Raw genomic sequence first — 1,430 nt, 5'->3', positions numbered from 1 at the left:
TCCGCCGAGCGCGTCTCGAAGGCCACCGTCGAGGACGTGGGATGGCCGCTCGATCTCAACAAGCCCAAGGACCGGGAGAGCGTCGACAAGGCGATCTCCTTCCACGACCTCTGAACCCCGCCGGAAGGAGACCCTCATGAGCCACCTCAGCAACCGTTCCATCCTGGAGAAAGCCGACCTCGCGCTCGCCGACCTGACGGCGGGAGGCGGTCTGCTCCAGCCCGCGCAGGCCCAGAAGTTCATGCGCCTGCTCATCAAGCAGTCCGTCCTCCTGCAGCTCGCGACCGTCGTCCCGATGGCCTCGCCGAAGCAGCAGATCTCGAAGATCAAGTTCGGCGCGCGCGTGCTGCGCCCGGGCCAGGAGGGCACCGCGCTCGGCGCCGTCGATCGCGTGAAGCCCGACCTCTCCGACGTCGAGCTCGACGCCAAGCTGTTCAAGGCCGAGGTGCGCCTCTCCGACGAGGTGCTCGAGGACAGCATCGAGCGCGGCGAGCTGCGCCAGACCATCATGGAGATGCTGGCCGACGCCATCGCGCGCGACATGGAGGACGTCGCCATCAACGGCGACACGGCCTCCGTCGACCCGTTCCTCGCGACGATGGACGGCATCCTCAAGCAGGCGACGAGCAACGTCGTCGACGCGGCGGGCACGCCGATCACGAAGGACCTGCTCCGCGACATGCTGAAGACGCTGCCGAGCGAGTACCTGCGCGACAAGAAGGCGATGCGCTTCCTGTCGAGCGTCGACGCGGACCTCGGCTACCGCAACACGCTGGCCGACCGCGCCACCGTCGCGGGCGACCGCTTCCTCGAGGACGACACGCCGGTGCTCTACTCGGGCGTGCCGCTGCAGCCCATTCCGCTCTTCCCCGAGAACCTCGGCGTGGGAGGCGACCAGACGGCCATCGTGCTGTGCAACCCGAAGAACGTCCACGTCGGCATCTGGCGAAACATCCGCTTCGAGTCGGACCGCGACATCTCGGAGGGCACGCTGAAGATCGTCGCAACCCTCCGCTTCGACGTGAAGTTCGCCGAGGAGCCGGGCGTGGCCAAGGCCATCAACGTGCAGCTCTGAGCTGAGGAGAACGCGACATGACCGACACCCTGCTGGTTCGCCTCAAGCCCTATGACCCGCGACGTGGCTTCGTGCTGCGTCGCTTCACCTACGCCGGCATCCGCTTCCAGGACGAGCGGGGCTGGTACCGCGTCGAGCGCAAGGTCGGCGAGCACCTGCGTGCGGTCCGCACGGTGCCCACCGACAAGTACGCGCCGCTCGCGTTCGACGTCTGCACCGAGGCTGAGGCCAAGGCGCTCGACGCGGGCGAGAGCGAGGCGGCGAAGGTCAAGCGCAACGCCACCGACGACCTCAAGGTCACGACCGCGCGCGGCACCGTCACGACCGACGACCTGCCGAAGAACACGCCTCCCGT

At 68.0% G+C, this 1,430-nt stretch carries 2 protein-coding genes; both read left to right on the top strand.

What is annotated here, in order from left to right; translation table 11 throughout:
- Positions 1-136: 136 nt before the first annotated feature.
- Entirely contained in the window at positions 137-1,075 is a 939-nt protein-coding gene (locus ACMTNU_RS20650) for a phage major capsid protein (RefSeq protein WP_413937170.1), read from the top strand.
- 17 nt (positions 1,076-1,092) lie between these two features.
- Positions 1,093-1,430, top strand: a 338-nt coding sequence (locus tag ACMTNU_RS20645) for a hypothetical protein (protein WP_413937169.1), incomplete at its 3' end; no start/stop codon positions are given.

Origin of the sequence: Nitrospira sp. BLG_1 (assembly GCF_047338595.1) — a bacterium.
Taxonomy (GTDB): domain Bacteria; phylum Nitrospirota; class Nitrospiria; order Nitrospirales; family Nitrospiraceae; genus Nitrospira_D.
Note: the sequence above shows the minus strand (reverse complement) of the source record. Positions and strands in the feature narration are given on the sequence as shown.